We start from the raw sequence: 17,569 nt of genomic DNA, 5'->3' as shown, positions 1-17,569 counted from the left end.
TTCAAATAATTAGAAGGTTACGTTTAATCCCACATTGTAGATCTTCGTCTGTGGATAATACTGGCCGCTACCTTGTGGCGCCTCCGGATCAAATATTTTCACGTTGTCGATAGTCAGCAGGTTTTGACCAGATACGTATACCCGGCAACTTTGAATACCTACTTTCTTAGTGAGTATGGATGGTATGTTGTAACCCAGATCCAGCGTTTTCAAACGTGCATAGTCTGTATTCCAATACCAGAATGTATTCTGGCGACTTACCCAGTACTCACGGTCACGGTCGTACGCTCTTGGCCAGTTAGCGTTTGTGTTGGTGGGTGTCCATCTGTCTTTAGCAATGGCTTCCGGGAAGTTTCCGATTAATCCGGATTCTGTACGGATATACTGACTGGCGCCGGTGGCTGCCTGCCATAACATAGTAAAGTCGAAGTTGCGGTATTTGGCAGAAAGGGTCAGACCATAAATCATGGTCGGATACTGTGTTCTGTCGACACGGATACGATCCAGATCATCAATCTTCTTATCATCATTAATATTTTCAAAGATGATATCTCCCGGCCGCGCCCCATCCACGTGAATGGAGTTTTTCACTTCATCATCGGTATGATAGATACCTATGGCCTTATAATATAAAGGCGCGTCTATCTGGTAACCGGTAGAACGTTGCCATGCAGGAACGTTTGGCGATTCCGCCCAGTACAATATTTTATTCTTTGCCCTGGTAACAGTACCTATTACTTCATAATGGAATTTATTGATGTCGTTTTTGTGAGAGATCACCAGATCAATACCCTGATTACGAACTACTCCGATGTTTTCATCCGGAAGTGTCAGACCGGTATAGTCAGGCACTGCTGCATTACGCGGAATAAGGATATTAGAGCGTTTGGAGTAGAAGAAGTCTGCCTCAACAGACAATTTTTCTTTAAACAATTTCGCTTCTATACCCAGGTTATAGTTATTGGCCACCTCCCAGGTAATATTTGGATTTGGCGTACGTACCTGGTATAACGTTTTATTCAGGTCGTTTCCAAACATCACGCCGGAGGAAGTAAATGCATAAGTGGTGAGGTATTGGAAAGACGGTACGTTATCGTTACCCATTTGTCCCCATGATCCACGGATTTTGAAGTAATCCACGAAAGGAATGCTCTTTTTCCAGAAGCCTTCATTAGAGAGCACCCAACCGGCAGACACACCAGGGAAGAAGCCCATTCTGCGACCTTCTGGGAAGTTCTGGGTACCGTCATACCGGAAGTTGAAATCGAAGAGATATGTTTCACTGAGATTGTAAGACACGCGTCCGAAGTAGTTGCGGCGTGCATACTCAAATCCGGTACCGCCGTTGTCTTTTTGTTTATCGCCACCCGCAAACATTTGATCCAGCTTATCACTCACAAAGAATCTCCTGTAAGCGCTGAGCATGTCTCCTTTGATGGTATTCTGTTCAAACGCAGCAAAGGCACTGATATAGTGTTTACCGAATGTGCGCATATAATTTAACTTCAGGTTCACTGTAGAACTTCTGTTGGTATTAAAGCTCTCATTGAGTTCCGGAGCGGAAACGCCGCGGGAGCCTGGGATCAGTTTATGATCTGTACTGTTGGGATCAAGCGTATAAAGGGTCCATGGTTTTACAAAAGATTTATAGAACTCGAAATTCTGGTCGTAGGCGTAGCTTCCATCTACAAACATTCCTTGCACCCAGGGAATATTCACTACAGCAGCAAAGGTTCCGTTCAGTACATAATTCTTATCGCTCGTATATCCGATGGCGTTAGTTCCAGTAACAACAGGGTTATCGCCGTATTCGATATCTGGTCCGGGCAGCCCATTAGGCCAGATCGCGTTTTCTGTAGGACGTCCACGCATTAATGCCCTGAAAATAGAGCCTGCACTGCGCGGAGGGAAGTTACGGTCTTCCAGTCGGCCTGCAAGGTCAAATCTGAGCCGGATATAATCGTTTACTACCGCATCCAGATTGGCTCTGATGTTCTGTTGTTTATAATTGGTGGCACTGCTTTTATAGATCCCGTCCTGGAATAAAGAACCCGCAGACACGAAGTAGGTCATTTTATCTGTACCTCCGGAAAGGGAAACATCATGTCTGTTTTGCAGAGAGATTTTCTTGATAGCGGCATCATACCAGTTGGTATTTGGGTACAGCCAGGGATCAGAGCCATCGCCGAATTTTTTGATCTGCTCAGGGGAATAACGGATAGGATCTCCACCATAGGCCAGGATCTCATTTACGATCTGTGCATAAGTAGGCGCATCCGCCATTTTAGGCAACCGGGTAGGCGTCACAAATGATTGATTGTAACCATAGTTGACAGTAGGTTTTCCACCTTTACCCCTTTTGGTGGTAACGAGGATAACCCCATTTGCAGCGCGGCTACCATAAATCGCCGCAGCGGCATCTTTCAGAATGGAAACGCTTTCAATATCATTTGGATTCATGCGTTCAAATCCATCCCTGGGAAAACCGTCTATTACTACCAATGGCTTACTGTTTCCCAGCGTACTACGTCCGCGGATGAAAATCTGGGAACCATCATAACCAGGTTCTCCACTTTGGTTAACGGCAATGATACCAGGAATACGTCCTACGAGAGAGTTGGAGATATTGACGTTGGGAGACTGTTGTAAATCAGTTCCTTTCACCATGGATACGGCGCCCGTCTTGGTAACTTTTTTCTGGGTACCGTAACCTACTACCACGTATTCTTCCAGGGTTTTCTGGTTCTCCTTCATGACTACGTTGATAGTAGCATTTTTTCCGTCGAATACTTGTTCTATCGGGTCATAACCGATGAACTGAAATACCAGTACGGCATCTTTCTTCACATCATTGAGCGTGAAATTTCCTTTCTCATCTGATGTGATACCTCTTTGTGTGCCTTTTAGCAACACGGTAACGCCTGGCAACGGATTTCCGTGGATATCCTTCACCTTTCCATGAATACTGGGATTTTGCTGCTGCCATGGAGAAATAGGCAATGCAGCAGAGCTTTCCGGTTGCATAACCGAGCCCAGAAGGCACAGCAATAGCGTTGCCTTCACATAACGTGGAACCATAAATTTTAATTTTGGGTGATAAAACTCTACCAGATGAACGGGCTATTTTTATCTACAGTTACAGCAAATTCATCTGCCTTAAATTATCAAGAATCGCTTTAATTATTTTCTAAAAATAAGTGTAGAAAAAACACTTTTGTTTAATTTTTTGCCTTTTTAAAATATGAAATAGAATTTAACTACCTTAATGACTGTGAATGTGCCAATAGTCGATTAAACAGATCTTCTTTAGCATAAAAAATTCGGTATCCTCATTTCATCCAATAGCAGGTAAAATGGCAAATGGGCAGCAGTCCCCTCTCATGCGTCAAAATTTCCCTGCTCTTTGCATAAATTAGAGAGAATAACGTTATTAAGATATCCTAACCATATTCAATTATGATAAAGGGTCGCCTCCTGGGAACCATAAGCCTTTGCGCTTTTCTGCTCTTTTCCTGCAGTAAGGAAATGAGTACGGAGACCGACAGCCCTAACAACAGCTGTAATTATGCACCCTATTCACAGGGCTCTTCCTTCACCTATCTTAATGTTAATCAATCAAAAGACAGCACAACCTATACCCTCACCGTCAACGGAGACACCACTATTAACGGTAACGTATATAGGAAAATAGGTGACGATAAAGTTTTCATGTGCTCAGGCTGTACCAACGGCGTATACACGCAAATAGCGTCTATATTAAGTTTCGACGGGTACACGGCGGCCGACTTACGACTCACCTATCTGAATGATTTTCTGCCCGTTGGCAGCTCCTGGACAGATACCATCTCCGTTACCAATGACAGCATCACCAGTACCGCAGTATTGCAGTACACCATCATGGAAAAAGGAGGAAATCGCATGGTTAACGGGAAAGGCTATACGGATGTTATCACGGTCCAGACAGACGCTTCTACCACCGTAATGAATACAATGCTGCCATTAGGCACCATCTCCACCAATTATTACGCTAAAGGAATTGGACTCATAGAATCTGATCAACATCAAGACACCACTACGCTTGTCGGATATACCTTAAATAAAAAATCGCTGTAGCTACAGCGATTTTCAGATTAGTATTCCTGATATATCATGGTCAGTAGTCTCTCTACCGCCTTTCTTACACTCGTTGCACTATCCCTGTTATTATTCACCAACACACTGAACACTAGTGTTTTATTCTTCTTCGTCACCAGGTAGCCGCTTAAACATACACTGCCTGTTAGCGTGCCCGTTTTGGCATGTACAAACTGTTCTTTGTAATAGTTTTTCAGCGTGCCCTTTCCACCCGTTGGAAAAATTTCAAACAATCTTGCAGTAGGAAACTCTTTATATAACTGGGTTAGAACTGTAACGAAATCTCTGGGAGTAAACAAGTTATAGCGGGAAAGTCCGGAACCATCCACCCATTGCGGACTTTGAGGCAGCGTACTCAATGCATTATCCTGCATATAGCGGATCACTCTTCTGCTGTTTATACTATCCCACATCAGAGAGGAACACATCATCAATGTTTGTTCGGCAAAGAAATTATCACTGCGATGCATCATCGGTGTAAAGAGAGAATCCACCGGTATACTGCGCAACAGTTTATACTTACCTGTGGGAGCAGACATTGCCACACCAACGGGACGATGCAACGTATCTTCTAAACGTTCCCTCAAATCTTGGATGGAGCCTGTGATAAAAGGGACTTCTGTCTTACTGATACTATTATCTTTCTTATTGAATTTCAGGTAGAAATAATTACTTCGCTCTTCTCTGTCTGTAATCACTTCTTTACTGGTATCATCCGGCTGTACTGCCATATCATACAGATCAGGAATCATAACACTGGTATCCCGATGATGATACAGGCGCACCACATTGCCATACATGGGCCATTCATTCAGTTCTGGCTGGTAGTCGTCTGCATAGTCGCTCCATGACCATCCCGGGCCATAACGTTTGTTGGCATTTCCACTACCGACAATATAAATCTGTTTTTTCGTCTGTTGTAATAAAGCCAGCAATGGTTGAAAGGTATAGTCTGGATGCAGGAAAGAGGGATCAGCAGTGCCTTTCAGAAAAATGGCCGTATCATTTTCATAATAACGAACAGCAGGCAGAGAATCGCCCAATAGTTTCAGGCCAGTATAAAGAGAGAAAATCTTAGTGTTGGATGCGGGCGTAAAGAATTTATCATCCTGATATTGCAACCAGTATTTTTCGGTAGCAGGTTCATATATGGAGATGCCGGTATGGGCTTCCTTGAGGGGTGCACTATTCAGTAGTTGGGTGCTGGCCCATTTGGAGATATTCGCCTGTTGCGCTTTTCCCGCTAAAGCGGTGAAAGTCAACAGCATTGCCATGGTAAAATTCCTCATGGCCGGAAAATACGAATAATAAAGATGGCGATGCCGGGAATTTGTGTGTCCTGATAACAAACCCCGGCATCGTCCGTCTAAACTAACCAATATATTTGGTTATGCCGGGTTTGGCATATGGATAGAATCCATCAGCATTTGGCAGGATCGGTGGCTGGGCATCGAAGGCATATGTCTTCGGATGTATATCCAGTCCGGATTCCAACGCTTTATCCCAATGGATTATTTGTCCTGAATAGGTAGACATACGTCCGATGATTGCTGAAAGCGTTGCCTGTGCACCGTGGAGGGCATCAGAGAATTTATATTTCCCCTGGGCAATAGCAGCAAACAGTTCATCGTGTTCTGCCTGATATGGATTGTTTTCCTGTTTACGGTCGAACTGATACAGTACTTTACCTTTCGCATCCACAATCTTACCGGCGCCACAATAAATACGGCCTTTGGTACCAACGATTTCCTCGTCTACCTTGCTGGCAGAATCTTTCCAGTGACGACACTGGCTATTCATCACTACGCCATCGGAGTAGCGATATTCCACACTGTGGTGGTCGAAGATTTCGCCGTATTCTTTCTCTGTGCGGATAGCGCGGCCACCCATACCATAGGCAGTTACAGGGGTATCGCCCTTAAACCAGTTACCCACATCAATATTGTGGATATGCTGTTCTACGATATGATCGCCACAGAGCCAGTTGAAATAGTACCAGTTACGCATCTGGTATTCCATTTCGGTATATTCCGGCTTGCGCGGTTTCACCCAGAGCGCGCCTTGATTCCACCATACCTGCATAGAGAGGATATCTCCGATCATACCGTCTTTCAGACGTTTGTATAATTCGCGGTAAGAGTTTTGATATCTGCGTTGCAGACCTACTACTACGTTGAGTTTCTTGGTATTAGCGATGGCAGCAGCATCCAGTACCCTTTTAATCCCTGCCGGGTCGGTGGCTACTGGTTTTTCCATGAAGATGTGCTTCCCTTGTTTTACCGCTTCTTCGAAATGGATAGGACGGAAGCCGGGAGGGGTTGCCAGGATGACTACATCCGCCAGCGCGATGGCTTCTTTGTAGGCATCAAATCCGGTAAACTTGTTTTTGTCCGGAACATTTACTCTGCTGGCTTTATCGCCCAGGGCTTCTTTGATGTTATTATAACTATCTGCAAGCCTGTCTGGGAAGGCATCCGCCATTGCTACGAGTTGTACGTTTTCTTTAGTGCTGAGGGCTTGTGTAGCAGCGCCTGTACCTCGGCCACCACAGCCGATCAACGCTATTTTAATCACATCGCCTTTGGCTTCAAAAGAGGTTGCCTTAGACAGAATAGGCATGGCTAACAGGCTGCCAGCGATTAAGGAGGATTGTTTTACAAAATCGCGGCGACCCTGAACGTGGAATTCTTGACTTTTTTCAGTGTCCATAAAATTTATTTTTTTGGAAAGTGAGTACTAGCGGGAACCAACATATTTATCTATTGTATCTGCGAAAAATTTATCTGCTTCTTCTTTCGTGGGCTGCTTAACGGGGCGGACTAAACGAAAACCAACAAATGGAGCATCCGCATTCCACCAGAAGCTCTTGGGAATCTGTGGATCTCTGCGGTTCCATATCGGATCGGATTTTAAACGGGCGGCTGAACGTAACAAGGTAGCCTCGTCTTCATAACTGCCCCCTTTTAGCAGTCGGGGTGTTTTGGCCGAAGGAACCATCCAGGGATTGGACTCTTCTGCTTTTGCCACGCCGTTTTCATCATATTGATCCATGGTCCATTCTTCCACATTACCCAGCATATCATATAATCCCCATGCATTGGGTTTCAACTGCGCTACTTTATGGTATTTATCTTCACTGTTATTCTTAAACCAGGCATATTCTTTCAATTTCGAAGCGTCATTGCCAAATGGGTAAGCTGTAGTAGAACCGGCGCGACAAGCATATTCCCATTCTGCAGCGGTTGGGAGTCTGTAGAAAACGCCGGTTTTATTATATAGCCAGCGGCAATACATCAGTGCCCCGTACTGACTCATACTGTTAGCAGGATAGCCACCGGATTTCCCCATTCCCAGCGTAAGGTCAATATATGGGGGCGTAGGACGGGTCATGCCATCTGGAAGTGGTAATTTATCTCTATCGGCATATAGGTCATATTCATCAAAGGTCACCTCTGTAGCGCCCATGTAGAAGTCATCGATATTCACTTTCTTGGCAGGCCCTTCGTCCGCTTTCCTGCCTTTTTCATTTTGGGGACTTCCCAGGGTAAAAGAGCCACCTTTGATCGGTACCATCTTAAAACGTATATCTGTTCCCGGTATTTGCTGCTCATAGGCGGCAAATGCGCTATCTTTCTGGGCAAACGCCGACTGGCAAAGCATTCCGCCCGCTAATAAGGTCACGTAAAACTTGTTCATCTGTATCGATTGGGTAATGTATTCTGGTAAGATAGAAAATGAACTCCTGGAAACAAACATTTTGTGATGAACGAAAAAAATCGCTCTTCATTGATTTTTTTTCGCCTGGGAGGCAGCTCTTTTAAACACCTTTCAAAATAAAGCGTGTTCTTTATACGATTAATCCTTGGGGTATAGTATTAAAAAAAGCCCGTCTCTACGCTGTAGAGACGGGCCTGTATACAATTTAATTAGTTCCATTGAAGCCCTTCAACAGGAAATTCCATTTGTCGGGTTCCACTATTAAAGAATTCTGCTTCAACCAGCAATTTCTTTGCTTTCTTCGCTTTATTGATAAACTTCTCGGCGTTGTTAATAAAGAGCACATTCCCTTCGTGGGTACTTGGGGAGGAAGTGTTCAGAGAAAATGCAGGTTCCTCATCAAATCTAAGCATGATGTTCTGTCCATTAACTTTGGAATTGAACTGTCCTTTACTTACCTGCAGGAGTACATCGTTCTGACCTTTCTTCTTACGGATGATGATGGTGGCAGTAGAACCACCATTATAAGGGAAATCAAATTCCAGCTGGTCTTTCGCATCTACAGTTGCGTATTTAATAACAGATGAGGTCATTTTATCCTCGCTTTCGCTATAGGCCCAGCTGATTGCAGGAGCGGCCGAGGTTGCAGCTGCGTTCTCCCCTTCTTTGCCCGTATCGGCAGGTTTGGCATCAGCAGTGCCGCTGGTGGCCACTGTGGTGGTAGTGCCTTTATCAGACTTCTTTGTAAAGACAGCCCCAATAATGCCCAGTACGATAAGGGCTAAAAATGCCCAGCCTAAAAATTTAATGATACCTTTCATTGTAGTGTTTAATATGTGTTAAATAGATGGTTTACAGTGTTGGTTTAGATTAGTGGTAAGACAATACTGACTGTTAGTATTAGTGAGGCGTTATTCACATTACGTTCAATTCGTTCCAGGGATAATGCACTTATTGTCACACAACAATTGAGTTAACAGCAGTTTTTCCAGGGCGTATTCTTTTCATGTGTATAGGTTATTAAAAGTTTTCTTGGTAAGGTATCGGGTATATTCACAATTTTCTCCGGCCGGTAACTATCGTTTCCATGCGCCAATACAGCATTTCTTTGGGTGTATTCCGAATAGCTATACAGTCCGGTTCACAATGTCTCTCAGTAAGATAGAAAATGACCGTAAATGAAAAAAATTTTCTAGCGCTTGATAATTCGCCGTTCATTGATTTTTTTTCATTTTGTTAGTATTTCCTTTTAAAACCTTTTAAATTTAAGGGTGTCCTTTTTACTTTTAATCCAAGCGTTATGAAAAGACGAAAATTTCTGCAGCAAGGGGCGCTTGCCAGCTTGTCCGCGCTCACTTTAGGAGGCCTGTCAACCAATGCCAGCGCTACACCCAATGAAAAAAAAGCAGCCGGTCAACCCTTTAACATGCTCTATGCTCCACATGATGGTATGTTTAAAAACAGCGGCGGCGACAACTTCCTGGATCAGATAAAATATATGCATGATCAAGGTTTCCGCGCTATTGAAGACAATGGCATGTTGGGCCGGGATACTGCTATGCAGGATAAAATTGGTAGCCTGCTGGCCCAGAAAAATATGACAATGGGCGTATTTGTTGTTGACACCGGCAACAACTGGAAAACATCATTGGCTTCCGGAAAACAGGAATTCAAAGATGCATTTATCAAAACCTGTAAGCAAAGTGTAGAAACAGCGAAGAGAGTCAATGCTAAATGGGCAACCGTAGTGCCAGGGTTTTATGACCGCAGTTTGCCGATGGGCATCCAAACTGCCCATGTAGTGGATGCGCTGCGCAGAGGCGCTGAAATTTTTGAACCTCATGGCCTGGTGATGGTGCTGGAGCCGCTAAGCGATACGCCAGATCTCTTCTTACGTACCGCCGAACAGAGTTTCGAAGTATGTAAGGCCGTCAACAGTCCTTCCTGTAAGATTCTGTACGATATCTATCATATGCAACGTAATACCGGTCACCTCATTCCAACCATCGATATGTGCTGGGATGAAATTGCTTACATCCAGATAGGCGACAACCCAGGCCGTAAAGAGCCGGGCACAGGAGAAATTAATTATAAAAATATTTTCAAACATCTGCATCAGAAAGGCTATAAAGGCGTGCTGGGTATGGAACATGGCAATTCCATCAAAGGTGCCGAAGGAGAAGCGGCGTTGATAAAAGCTTATAGAGATGCCGACAATTTTCTGTAATTTAAATATCGGAAAAACGGTTTGGTGAGATGGCCAACCATCTGGCCAAACCGGCTATCTCACCAAAACAATTCATCACCCGTTATTTAAATTACTTCCTATGGGTTTCATTGTCCGCGTATTAATCAGTGCTGTTGCCGCTATGTTTACGGCATACCTGTTAAAACCAGCAGTTAAGGTAGAGAATTTCACAACGGCCCTTATCCTCGCACTGGTACTTGCTTTACTTAATGTCATTGTTAAACCATTATTGGTAATCCTCACCTTCCCGGTAACTATTGTCACACTGGGACTGTTCCTGTTTGTTATCAATGCTATTATCATTCTGCTTGCGGCCAAGCTGGTGCCTGGATTCCGTGTAGATGGCTTCTGGTGGGCACTGCTCTTCAGTATCATTATGGCCATTATCAACTCCGTTCTGAGCGGGTTGGCGGGCAGCAACTAGGTCATTCCTCTAAAATCTTACGGTGCATGTATTTCGACAGATCCAACATCAGCAGGGATCAGTTACTGTCTTTTTACCAGGCATTAGTGTATCCGAGACTGGTAGAAGAGAAAATGCTGTTACTGCTGCGACAAGGAAAAATAAGCAAGTGGTTTTCGGGAATTGGCCAGGAGGCCATTGCTACCGGAGCCACCCTGGCAATGGATGCCGATGAATGGATATTACCCCTTCATAGAAATCTCGGCGTATTCACCACCCGGCATATGCCCCTGGAAAAACTGCTACAGCAATGGCAGGGCCAGGAAGAAGGCTATAGCAAAGGGCGCGAACGCTCCTTCCATTTCGGAAGCAGGCCTCATTTCATTTGCGGGATGATCTCCCATCTAGGACCACAGCTATCTATTGCAGATGGTATCGCGCTGGCCCATAAACTGAAAAAAGAAAATAAAGCCACCCTCACTTTCACCGGAGAAGGCGGCACCAGCGAAGGCGAATTCCATGAGGCGCTGAATGTGGCCGCAGTATGGGATTTACCGGTCATCTTCCTGGTAGAAAACAATGGCTATGCCCTCAGTACGCCAGTTTCAGAGCAGTACCGCTGCGCCTCCCTCGTGGAAAAAGCAATCGGCTACGGCATGGAAGGCGTACAAGTAGATGGCAATAACCTCCTGGAAGTCTACCAAACCGTTAAAACGGCCCGCGAATACGCCATTTCACAACAGAAACCCGTTCTCATCGAGGCCCTCACCTTCCGTATGCGCGGACATGAAGAGGCCAGCGGTACCAAATATGTGCCACCGGAACTCTTTGAACAATGGGCCCAGAAAGACCCCGTGTCTCAATACGAACAATTCCTCCTCCAGGAAGGTATCATGACAGCCGATGAACAACAACAGCTGAAAGATACCCTCAAACATCGCATAGAGGAAGAAGTAGCCAAAGGGCTGGTATCCAAACCCCGCAAAACAGATACGGCGGCTGAATTACAGGACCTCTTCGCTCCCACACCACCACCTCATTACCCTATCGGCAAAACAACCGAGAAACGCTTTATAGACGCCATTTCCGACGGCCTGCGCCAGTCGATGGAGGAATTCCCGCAACTCATCCTCATGGGCCAGGATATTTCCACCTATGGCGGCGCTTTCAAAATTACAGAAGGACTACTGGACAAATTCGGCGCAGCCCGCGTACGCAATACGCCCCTCTGTGAAAGCGCCATCCTCGGGGCCGCACTGGGACTATCTCTGGAAGGATTTAAAAGCATGGTGGAAATGCAGTTTGCCGACTTTGTCAGCTGCGGATTCAACCAGATTGTGAATAACCTCGCCAAAATCCACTACAGGTGGGGACAAAATGCAGATGTAGTCATCAGAATGCCTACAGGTGCAGGTGTTGGCGCCGGCCCCTTCCACTCCCAGAGCAACGAAGCCTGGTTTACACATGTACCCGGACTCAAAGTCGTATACCCCTCCTCTCCGGAAGATGCCAAAGGACTGCTGAATGCAGCGATTGCAGATCCTAATCCAGTGATGTTCTTTGAGCATAAAGCCCTCTATCGCAGCATTAGCGGGTTAGTGCCGGATGAATATTACACAACGGAAATCGGGAAAGCCCGACTGCTACAATCAGGAGAAGACATTACGATTATTACTTATGGGGCAGGCGTACACTGGGCACGGGAATATGCTGCGGACCATCAGGAATTGAGCATAGGCATCCTGGATCTGCGGACCCTCATTCCATTAGATTATTCCGCTATCCAACAATCGGTTTCCGCCACAGGAAAGGTATTGGTACTACATGAAGATACCCTCACTGGCGGATTTGGAGCTGAAATTGCCGCCTGGATCGGCGAACACTGCTTCCATCTGCTGGATGCCCCCGTTATGCGCTGTGGCAGCCTGGATACACCAGTGCCTTTCGCCATAGATCTGGAAAAAAATTTCCTGGCCAAATCCAGACTGGACACGCATATCCGCCAATTATTAACCTGGTAGAAAAAAACGGGATTGGGAATTTGGGCGTAATGTTCTAATTTGCATCCGGAAATAATAAACATATTTTACCATGTTCAATCTTTTAGACGTAGTACACACGACCAACTTCTACAAAGTAGGCGATAGCATTGGTCACATTCTGGCGCCAGCAGCCATTGTTGTTTTTGGTTTGATGTTCCTGTATGCATGGGTAAAATACGCTAAATAAAGCGTAATAGTCAATCCGTTTTTTCACATCGCATTATAATAAGAAAGGCTTCCTGGGATCAGGAAGCCTTTTTATTTGAAATATAGATTTTGCTTTGTAACGGCTATTAACCTTTAGCCAGTAATTTTTCGAGCAGTGCTTTCAGCTCAGGAGTAGACGGACGTGGTGCATCGATGGTAACAATCTTACCTTCTTTATCGAATACCATGAAACGAGGAATACCAGTGATACCATAGAACTTGGTCACTTCGCTCCAGCCGTTCACGAACATCTGCACACCCTTCATTTCTTTCTCTTTCACGAATTGTTTCCATTTCTCTTTATCCTTTGCCTCATCCACAGAGCAACCTACAAAGGTTACAGCCTTGCCTTCCATTTCTTCTTCCAGTTTCTGTAAGAAAGGCAGTTCTGCTTTACAAGGACCACACCAGGTTGCCCAAACATCCACCACTACCACTTTACCTTTCAGATCGTTGAAGCTCACTTGCTTACCTTCAGGGGTTTCTCCTGAGAAGTTAAAGCCAGCTTCGCCAGCAGCAAATTTGCGGACAGACTTCTCATAATCCAGGTAACGTTTCTTTTCCAGATCTGTTACCAGGTACTTCTGATATGGCGTAATCGCTTCAATCAGGCCATCAAAGGTTTTATAAGCACCCAGGGAATTAGTGATGTAGAGCGCTTTTACATGTTCATTGCAGAAACCATTCAGTCCCTGTGCAAATCTGTCCTTAGCGTCCATTTTACCCATCGCCTCACTGTTCATCAGATGTCTGAATGTACTGTACATGGAGATATAAGCGCTCACATTACCCAGTTTCATTGCATTATCATCACACAGTTTTTGATCTTTGATGATGGTATTGTAATACGCAGGATACTGTTCCTTCTTAGGATGTACAGAATGAGGGATCAGCAGGAAACGCATTGCTGCATACTCCACATCCACATCCATAGCCTGTTTCATCAGGTTGCTGAAGTTTTTGTTGGGAGAAGCAAATTGCTTTTTGAAGGCCTGAATTTTAGGCATTGTCGCTTCCAGTGTAGGGAAATAAGAGTAGAAAGTAGTGCTATCGAATCTGCTTGGAGGTCCGGTAACGGGGGATGCTACTTTATCCCATTGTTGTAACAGTTTGTTTTCAGCGGAACCTGCCTGTTGGTCGAAACTGTTTCCTTCCAGTTTCAATTTCAGTTGATCGCCGGCTTTTACATAAATACGTGTACCCAGATCTTTTGGTGCATACGTCAGATAATAGAATCCTTCCACTGGCTTTGTCAGCGCGAAAGCGAATGCATGATCTGCATTTACTTCAGAGGTAGCAATTTCTTTGGTAACACCTTCTTCCACTGCCATGAGGGAGATTTTGGTAGCTTTTTCATTGGCAGTAGTTCCCTGGATAATGGTGATAGGGGACACAGGGCCGGGGCCTGCTGCTGCACGGGCTGTTGTGAACGCCATGCACAGGGCTACCGGCAGCATGCTGCTGGTTAGTCTTTTCATTCTAATGGTGGTTTTTGTGGTTTTTGTGATTTATGCCATAAATATAGTAAAGCCTGGCAAATGTCGGAACACATTGTGTCAAACGGCTGATAATCATTATCAGATTGCTACTCCGGCTTTACATACTGATGATAATACTGCTGTACATAGTGGAGGTTTTCTTCATCAAAGCAAACCAGGATCACTTCCTTTACACTACTCTCCTTTTCCAACCATGCAGTGATCGTTTGCAAGGCTACTTTCGCAGCTTCCTCTTTGGGAAAATGATAAATACCTGTGGAGATATTGGGGAAGGCTATCGTATGTAAATCATTGCTGGCAGCAAGATCCAGCGAATTTCGGTAACAGTTGGCCAACAGGACTTCTTCATTATTTTGCCCACCTCTCCATACTGGTCCCACAGTATGAATGACGTGGAGGGCTGGCAGTCTCCCCCCGGTTGTTATAACAGCTTCTCCAGTTTTACATCCTCCCTGACGGGCAACAATGGCGCGACAATCCTCCAGTATGGCAGGACCGCCAGCGCGATGTATGGCGCCATCCACACCTCCTCCGCCCATGAGAGAGCTATTCGCGGCGTTTACAATGGCGTCTGCGGCTATTTTGGTGATGTCTCCCTTAACTACAGTTATCTTTTTCATCAAGTCTTATTTACTTCGAACGTATACCAATTTGCCGGATTTCTTGCCGCCTTCTCTCAGGTCTATTTCAAAGTCAGGGAAGCTCTGAATCAGCTGGATCAACTTACTGTAGCCATAGTTGCGGGAGTCAAAGTCGGGCTGTTTTTTCAACAGCAGGTTTCCCAGTTCGCCCAGGTAAGCCCAGCCGTCTTCATCGGCAATATCATTAATACTGGCGTTGAGCAGGGTAATCAATTCTTTATCTGCCTTGCTGATGCCTTTTGCTTTCTCTTTGGAGTTACTGGATTTGCCTTCGGCAGACTTACGTTCTCTGACCTGCAGTATTTCCAGGTAGATAAATTTGTCGCAGGCGGAGATGAATGCTCCTGGCGTCTTCCGCTCTCCCATTCCAATGACGTACATACCGGCTTCCCGCAGCCTGGTGGCCAGCCGGGTAAAATCGCTATCGCTGGAAACAAGACAGAATCCATCTACACGGCCGGTATACAATATATCCATGGCATCAATAATCATGGCGCTATCGGTGGCATTCTTGCCGCTGGTATAGCTATATTGTTGAATCGGCGTGATGGCATGTTCCAGCAATACGCCCTTCCAGCCTACAACCGTGGGCTTGGTCCAGTCGCCATAAATTCTTTTAAACGTAGGATTACCATACTTGGCTACTTCTGCGAGCATGCCTTTGACATTATGATAAGGAATATTATCGGCATCAATGAGAACGGCCAGTCTTAGGTCTTTGGTGTTATCCATATCAGGGTATTAAAACAAAACGTGTTGATTACTACCGTTTTCCTGGTTGCAATCAACACGTTCAGATAAGTTATAAACGAATATTATTTCAGGTAGGAACGGATCATCCAGGCAATTTTCTCATGGTTTCTCATGAGGCCTGTAACGAAATCGCTGGAACCTTTTTCTTTATACTTATTATCAAATTCCTCAATCAGATTACGGAGGTTTCTAATAATTGTTTCGTGGTCATTTAACAGGCTTTGCAGCTGTTTTTTAGGATCGTTAGTATATTCTTCTTCGAGGAGATGAGTCAGCGATAAGGCATCCGCCATGCGACCGAGGGCATAGTGCCCTATAGCACGAATTCTTTCCGCTACTTCGTCGCTGTATTCTTCCAACTCTTCATATTGCTCTTCAAAAAATACATGCAATTCTTTAAAGCTAGGTCCTTCAATATTCCAGTGACAGTTACGGGTTTTTGCATACAACACCATTTCATCTGCCAGTACCTTATTCAATTCCAAAGCCACCTGTTGCGCATGTTCAGGTAGTATGCCAGTGTTTACTTTCATATCATTGAATTTTTTTGGTTACTATAAATTTAGTGAATCCCGGAATAGGGGAACATGAGAAATATCACAATTTAACAGCCGGTTAATATTAACAGAGCAAAACTGCTTTTGTTCGCCTTTTCGTGGGTTCAAATACTACGCTAAAATTGTACCATTGTTGTAATTTTGCGGCATGGACCAGTCGACAGGAAGAATCTATAATCTGCAGTTTATTTTACTGTGTATCAGTAATGCCCTTTTCTCCGCCAGCTTTAACATGATGATACCGGAACTACCGGCATACCTCACCAAACTCGGAGGTGAAGATTACAAAGGATATATTATTGGTGTGTTTACGCTTATGGCGGGATTATCTCGTCCGTTCAGCGGCAAACTGACGGATACTATAGGGCGTGTTCCCGTGATGATATTCGGTTCGCTGATATGTGTGGTTTGTAGTCTGATGTATCCCTTAGTTAGTTCTGTAGCGGCTTTCCTGTTATTGCGTTTCTTTCATGGTTTCTCCACAGGTTTTAAACCAACAGGAACTTCTGCATATGTTTCCGATCTGGTGCCGCCCAATCGGCGCGGAGAGGCCATGGGAATGATTGGACTCGCCTCTATTATCGGAATGGCCATAGGCCCTGCTATTGGGGGATGGGTAGCGGTAAGATGGAATATCAACGTTATGTTCCAGTTATCCGCAGCATTTGCGTTGTTGTCAGTGGTTATTCTTACGGGAGCGATGAAAGAAACCCTTCCGAATAAACAACCTTTCCGTCTTTCACTCTTGCGTATACACAGAAATGAAATCTTTGAACCGTTGGTATGGGGTCCTGTTATTGTCACTTTCCTGACTTTCTTCAGTTATGGCGCTATCCTGACCGTTATTCCTGATTATAGCACCTATCTGGGAATTTCCAATAAAGGATTGTTCTTCACCTTCTATACGGCAAGTTCTATGGGTATTCGGTTCCTGGCGGGGAAAGTCTCTGATAAATATGGGCGTATTCCTATTCTGAAGGTTTCTTCGCTGATTATGGCCGTTTCTATGCTGATGTTGGCTTTCGCCAGTAAATCATACATTCTCCTCTCTGCGGCGGTATTCTATGGCGTAGCTACGGGACTTAACTCTCCTGCTGTTACTGCCTGGACAGTAGACCTCAGTAATCCGCTGTTTAAAGGCCGGGCACTGGCTACAATGTACATTGCTATGGAAGCAGGTATTGGCCTGGGCGCCTGGCTGTCTGCCTTAATCTATCACAATCACTCCGAAAGATTCCCGATGACCTTCTTCGTGCTGGCGGGTATAACGTCAATGGCTGTACTGTATTTATCTTTCTTCCATGTTCCGCGGAACTATGAAGAACAGATGGCTCGCCGGCAGGCTGCCGAAGCAGCCCACCATTGATA

The 17,569-nt window shown here is 45.0% G+C and carries 15 protein-coding genes; 6 read left to right on the top strand and 9 right to left on the bottom strand.

Going from position 1 to position 17,569, the window contains the following annotated elements:
• Positions 1-9: 9 nt before the first annotated feature.
• The gene (locus CLV59_RS06435) at positions 10-3,078 is read right to left on the bottom strand and encodes a SusC/RagA family TonB-linked outer membrane protein (protein WP_111591195.1); all 3,069 of its coding nucleotides are present in this window, start codon (positions 3,076-3,078) and stop codon (positions 10-12) included.
• Positions 3,079-3,456: 378 nt separating this feature from the next.
• On the opposite strand from CLV59_RS06435, the gene CLV59_RS06430 reads away from it, so the two are divergent.
• Positions 3,457-4,113 (top strand): hypothetical protein, encoded by a 657-nt coding sequence (locus CLV59_RS06430; RefSeq protein WP_111591194.1) that lies wholly within the window; start codon positions 3,457-3,459, stop codon positions 4,111-4,113.
• Between the two features lie 17 nt (positions 4,114-4,130).
• Here the strand turns inward: CLV59_RS06430 and CLV59_RS06425 are convergent, their stop codons facing one another.
• The 4 genes from CLV59_RS06425 to CLV59_RS06410 form a co-directional block, all read right to left on the bottom strand.
• Positions 4,131-5,423 (bottom strand): D-alanyl-D-alanine carboxypeptidase/D-alanyl-D-alanine-endopeptidase, encoded by a 1,293-nt coding sequence (locus tag CLV59_RS06425; RefSeq protein WP_111591193.1) that lies wholly within the window; start codon positions 5,421-5,423, stop codon positions 4,131-4,133.
• Between the two features lie 82 nt (positions 5,424-5,505).
• Positions 5,506-6,843: a Gfo/Idh/MocA family protein gene (locus CLV59_RS06420; RefSeq protein ID WP_111591192.1), complete on the bottom strand. Its 1,338-nt coding sequence runs from the start codon at positions 6,841-6,843 to the stop codon at positions 5,506-5,508.
• 27 nt (positions 6,844-6,870) lie between these two features.
• The gene (locus tag CLV59_RS06415) at positions 6,871-7,830 is read right to left on the bottom strand and encodes a formylglycine-generating enzyme family protein (protein WP_111591191.1); all 960 of its coding nucleotides are present in this window, start codon (positions 7,828-7,830) and stop codon (positions 6,871-6,873) included.
• Positions 7,831-8,060: 230 nt separating this feature from the next.
• Entirely contained in the window at positions 8,061-8,672 is a 612-nt protein-coding gene (locus tag CLV59_RS06410) for a hypothetical protein (RefSeq protein WP_111591190.1), read from the bottom strand.
• Between the two features lie 479 nt (positions 8,673-9,151).
• On the opposite strand from CLV59_RS06410, the gene CLV59_RS06405 reads away from it, so the two are divergent.
• The 4 genes from CLV59_RS06405 to CLV59_RS28855 all read left to right on the top strand — a co-directional run bounded on the left by CLV59_RS06405 (position 9,152) and on the right by CLV59_RS28855 (position 12,731).
• Positions 9,152-10,078 (top strand): hydroxypyruvate isomerase family protein, encoded by a 927-nt coding sequence (locus CLV59_RS06405; protein WP_111591189.1) that lies wholly within the window; start codon positions 9,152-9,154, stop codon positions 10,076-10,078.
• A gap of 100 nt (positions 10,079-10,178) precedes the next feature.
• A complete protein-coding gene (locus CLV59_RS06400) occupies positions 10,179-10,523 on the top strand; it encodes a phage holin family protein (RefSeq protein ID WP_111591188.1) in 345 nt (114 codons plus the stop codon).
• A 26-nt stretch (positions 10,524-10,549) separates the two neighbouring features.
• Positions 10,550-12,523 (top strand): alpha-ketoacid dehydrogenase subunit alpha/beta, encoded by a 1,974-nt coding sequence (locus CLV59_RS06395; protein ID WP_111591187.1) that lies wholly within the window; start codon positions 10,550-10,552, stop codon positions 12,521-12,523.
• A gap of 70 nt (positions 12,524-12,593) precedes the next feature.
• A complete protein-coding gene (locus tag CLV59_RS28855; protein WP_170137660.1) occupies positions 12,594-12,731 on the top strand; it encodes a hypothetical protein in 138 nt (45 codons plus the stop codon).
• 106 nt (positions 12,732-12,837) lie between these two features.
• Here the strand turns inward: CLV59_RS28855 and CLV59_RS06390 are convergent, their stop codons facing one another.
• From CLV59_RS06390 to CLV59_RS06375, 4 genes are all read right to left on the bottom strand, one after another.
• Entirely contained in the window at positions 12,838-14,229 is a 1,392-nt protein-coding gene (locus CLV59_RS06390; protein WP_111591186.1) for a TlpA family protein disulfide reductase, read from the bottom strand.
• A gap of 107 nt (positions 14,230-14,336) precedes the next feature.
• Positions 14,337-14,870, bottom strand: a complete 534-nt coding sequence (locus tag CLV59_RS06385) for an O-acetyl-ADP-ribose deacetylase (RefSeq protein ID WP_111591185.1) — start codon at positions 14,868-14,870, stop codon at positions 14,337-14,339.
• Between the two features lie 6 nt (positions 14,871-14,876).
• Positions 14,877-15,623 carry an NYN domain-containing protein gene (locus tag CLV59_RS06380; protein ID WP_111591184.1) on the bottom strand — a complete coding sequence of 249 codons (747 nt, stop codon included), beginning with the start codon at positions 15,621-15,623 and terminating at the stop codon, positions 14,877-14,879.
• A gap of 83 nt (positions 15,624-15,706) precedes the next feature.
• Positions 15,707-16,177: a Dps family protein gene (locus CLV59_RS06375; protein ID WP_111591183.1), complete on the bottom strand. Its 471-nt coding sequence runs from the start codon at positions 16,175-16,177 to the stop codon at positions 15,707-15,709.
• A 172-nt stretch (positions 16,178-16,349) separates the two neighbouring features.
• On the opposite strand from CLV59_RS06375, the gene CLV59_RS06370 reads away from it, so the two are divergent.
• Positions 16,350-17,567 carry an MFS transporter gene (locus CLV59_RS06370; RefSeq protein ID WP_111591182.1) on the top strand — a complete coding sequence of 406 codons (1,218 nt, stop codon included), beginning with the start codon at positions 16,350-16,352 and terminating at the stop codon, positions 17,565-17,567.
• Positions 17,568-17,569 lie beyond the last annotated feature (2 nt).

Origin of the sequence: Chitinophaga dinghuensis, assembly GCF_003259435.1 — a bacterium.
GTDB classification, from domain to species: Bacteria; Bacteroidota; Bacteroidia; order Chitinophagales; family Chitinophagaceae; genus Chitinophaga; species Chitinophaga dinghuensis.
This window is presented reverse-complemented; position numbering and strand designations above follow the sequence as displayed.

Bases quoted from the DNA above. Each gene is read 5' to 3' on its own strand.
- CLV59_RS06430 (WP_111591194.1), top strand. From the start codon at position 3,457: ATGATAAAGGGTCGCCTCCTGGGAACCATAAGCCTTTGCGCTTTTCTG.
- CLV59_RS06425 (WP_111591193.1), bottom strand. From the start codon at position 5,423: ATGAGGAATTTTACCATGGCAATGCTGTTGACTTTCACCGCTTTAGCG.
- CLV59_RS06420 (WP_111591192.1), bottom strand. From the start codon at position 6,843: ATGGACACTGAAAAAAGTCAAGAATTCCACGTTCAGGGTCGCCGCGAT.
- CLV59_RS06400 (WP_111591188.1), top strand. From the start codon at position 10,179: ATGGGTTTCATTGTCCGCGTATTAATCAGTGCTGTTGCCGCTATGTTT.
- CLV59_RS28855 (WP_170137660.1), top strand. From the start codon at position 12,594: ATGTTCAATCTTTTAGACGTAGTACACACGACCAACTTCTACAAAGTA.
- CLV59_RS06410 (WP_111591190.1), bottom strand. From the start codon at position 8,672: ATGAAAGGTATCATTAAATTTTTAGGCTGGGCATTTTTAGCCCTTATC.
- CLV59_RS06380 (WP_111591184.1), bottom strand. From the start codon at position 15,623: ATGGATAACACCAAAGACCTAAGACTGGCCGTTCTCATTGATGCCGAT.
- CLV59_RS06405 (WP_111591189.1), top strand. From the start codon at position 9,152: ATGAAAAGACGAAAATTTCTGCAGCAAGGGGCGCTTGCCAGCTTGTCC.
- CLV59_RS06375 (WP_111591183.1), bottom strand. From the start codon at position 16,177: ATGAAAGTAAACACTGGCATACTACCTGAACATGCGCAACAGGTGGCT.
- CLV59_RS06435 (WP_111591195.1), bottom strand. From the start codon at position 3,078: ATGGTTCCACGTTATGTGAAGGCAACGCTATTGCTGTGCCTTCTGGGC.
- CLV59_RS06370 (WP_111591182.1), top strand. From the start codon at position 16,350: ATGGACCAGTCGACAGGAAGAATCTATAATCTGCAGTTTATTTTACTG.
- CLV59_RS06385 (WP_111591185.1), bottom strand. From the start codon at position 14,870: ATGAAAAAGATAACTGTAGTTAAGGGAGACATCACCAAAATAGCCGCA.
- CLV59_RS06415 (WP_111591191.1), bottom strand. From the start codon at position 7,830: ATGAACAAGTTTTACGTGACCTTATTAGCGGGCGGAATGCTTTGCCAG.
- CLV59_RS06395 (WP_111591187.1), top strand. From the start codon at position 10,550: ATGTATTTCGACAGATCCAACATCAGCAGGGATCAGTTACTGTCTTTT.
- CLV59_RS06390 (WP_111591186.1), bottom strand. From the start codon at position 14,229: ATGAAAAGACTAACCAGCAGCATGCTGCCGGTAGCCCTGTGCATGGCG.